This window comes from Nostoc sp. NMS4 (genome assembly GCF_017115095.1).
Classification (GTDB): domain Bacteria; phylum Cyanobacteriota; class Cyanobacteriia; order Cyanobacteriales; family Nostocaceae; genus Nostoc.
This window is the reverse complement of the sequence record NZ_JABXKI010000261.1, coordinates 30,047-32,300: the sequence shown is the minus strand read 5'-3', so window position 1 is coordinate 32,300 and position 2,254 is coordinate 30,047. Positions and strand designations below refer to the sequence as shown.

Sequence of the window (2,254 nt, the reverse complement as noted above, 5' to 3'; positions counted from 1 at the left end):
ACACTAGCCGCATTTAAGTAAATTGTCCCCTCTGGACTTCTAAAGATGGGTTTGCGCTGCACCTTCTTGGTATGGCGTAAATCTCGGTGCATGTGACCAAATGTCACCAGGGGAATGGTTTTACCAGCAGTCAAGGCTTGAGAAATCGCCTCGCCAAAATCTGGATCGCCAAAATCACCGCCAATTGGGTGCCAGTCTTTGCCACAGGGGTCTTCGGGGCGATCGCCTAACCCACTAGGCCCATTGTGACCCAAAAATATAATTGTCTCGTAAGCGGCGCTTTTGATCGCTTTCACGATGCGATCGGCAGATTCTTCCAAACTCGTCACACCGTAACGTTCTTGACAGATTTCCGCGAATTTCCACTCTGGCCCACCCCAGGTAAAGGGACGACCCCCCACGACAGTTAAATTCCAAGCGGGAAAATCCAACTTACCGTAACCGACATGGGACAGGCCTAATAAATCGAGTTGTTCCTGTACCCAGTCTTCCTTAGAGCGGTCATAAGGAGCCTTTTTGCGTCCCCATTCGGTGGCGGTGTACCAAGCGTCGTGGTTGCCCATTACGGCTGCTTTGGGAATATCGAGAGATGCGATCGCTCTGACCACTTCCACCGACTCGTTGCCAAAATCCCCGACAAACAGCACTAAGTCAACACCCAAATGCTTGAGTGCAACGCCATCTTCCACTTCCCATTGGTCGTGAATATCTCCAACTACAGCAATTTTGAGGTTTATCGATTGAGTTTTCTGACTGGTCATGCCACTTTCCTTGCCGTCTATCTCCAGGATATGAAACTCAGCCCGATTTGGACACAACCCCAAAATATCAACCGTCCACTATTTTTGGTAAAAACTACTATAATTGAATCCACAGGACATACATTTGCAACATAAAGCACCCCTAAACTGTGTTTACTACTGCACTAGCTCAACGAGAAAACACCCAACTGGGTGAACTACCACTAGATTTGTTTGCCGCGATTCAGAGTCTCAAAAAAGAACTCAACGCAGTTATCCTCGCACATTATTATCAAGAGCCAGATATTCAGGATATTGCCGATTTTATTGGGGATTCATTACAACTGGCAAGAGCGGCCGAAAAAACCAATGCGGATGTGATTGTCTTTGCTGGTGTTCACTTCATGGCAGAAACAGCAAAGATACTTAATCCCGATAAATTAGTACTTTTACCAGATTTGAATGCTGGTTGTTCTTTAGCAGACAGTTGTCCAGCAGATAAATTCGCAGCTTTTAAAGCAGCGCATCCGAACCATTTGGTGGTGTCTTACATCAACTGTTCTGCTGATATCAAGGCGATGAGCGATATTATTTGCACCAGCTCCAACGCTGTGAAAATTGTAGAGCAGATACCGAAGGAACAGCCAATTATTTTTGCCCCAGATCGGAATTTGGGGCGGTATGTGATGGAACAGACTGGACGAGATTTGGTGCTATGGCAAGGTAGCTGTGTTGTCCATGAAACCTTTTCGGAAAAGAAAATTGTCCAGTTAAAAATTGCCCATCCCGAAGCAGAGGCGATCGCCCACCCAGAATGTGAAAGTAGTGTATTGCGCCACGCCAGCTTTATTGGCTCCACAGCCGCCTTACTCAAGTATTGTCAAAGCAGCCCCACCAAAGAATTTATCGTTGCCACAGAGCCGGGAATCATTCACCAAATGCAAAAACTAGCTCCTGACAAGCACTTCATCCCTGCCCCGCCGATGAATAACTGCGCTTGTAACGAATGTCCATTTATGCGGTTAAACACACTAGAAAAGCTCTACTGGGCAATGAAAAATCGCACTCCCGAAATTACCATGTCAGAGGATATTCGCCTTGCTGCACTGCGACCAATGCAACGAATGCTGGAGATGAGTGTGTAACTAGTATTTTTTATATATGGTAGAGACGCAACAAAACTGCGTCTCTACCTACAAGTTATTTTTTCTAAACACTTGCTATTTATAAAACATGGTGCTAATATTATTAATCGTGAGACAAATCGGGTCGGTGTCCGAGTGGTTAATGGAGACGGACTGTAAATCCGTTGGTTTACGCCTACGCTGGTTCAAATCCAGCCCGGCCCACCACTTGCGAAGTTATAAGTTATAATGACTGGGTTAGCATCAAAACTCCCAGCATTTTAACTTCTAGCTGAAAAATCAAAGTTGTATTTTGCCCGTGTGGCTCAGTGGTAGAGCACACCCTTGGTAAGGGTGAGGTCACGAGTTCAATCCTCGTCACGGGCTTTT

2 protein-coding genes and 2 tRNA genes are annotated in these 2,254 nt (G+C 46.0%); 3 read left to right on the top strand and 1 reads right to left on the bottom strand.

What is annotated here, in order from left to right; all coding sequences use genetic code 11:
- Positions 1-761 (bottom strand): TIGR04168 family protein (locus HWQ37_RS24155; protein WP_292751861.1); only part of this gene is annotated, 761 nt, incomplete at its 3' end.
- A 149-nt stretch (positions 762-910) separates the two neighbouring features.
- Between HWQ37_RS24155 and nadA the strand changes: the two genes are divergently transcribed.
- The 3 genes from nadA (at position 911) to HWQ37_RS24140 (ending at position 2,251) form a co-directional block, all read left to right on the top strand.
- A complete protein-coding gene (nadA, locus tag HWQ37_RS24150) occupies positions 911-1,885 on the top strand; it encodes a quinolinate synthase NadA (RefSeq protein WP_292751858.1) in 975 nt (324 codons plus the stop codon).
- 121 nt (positions 1,886-2,006) lie between these two features.
- Positions 2,007-2,092 (top strand) — tRNA-Tyr (locus HWQ37_RS24145).
- 87 nt (positions 2,093-2,179) lie between these two features.
- A tRNA-Thr gene (locus HWQ37_RS24140) sits at positions 2,180-2,251 on the top strand.
- The last annotated feature ends 3 nt before the right edge of the window (positions 2,252-2,254 follow it).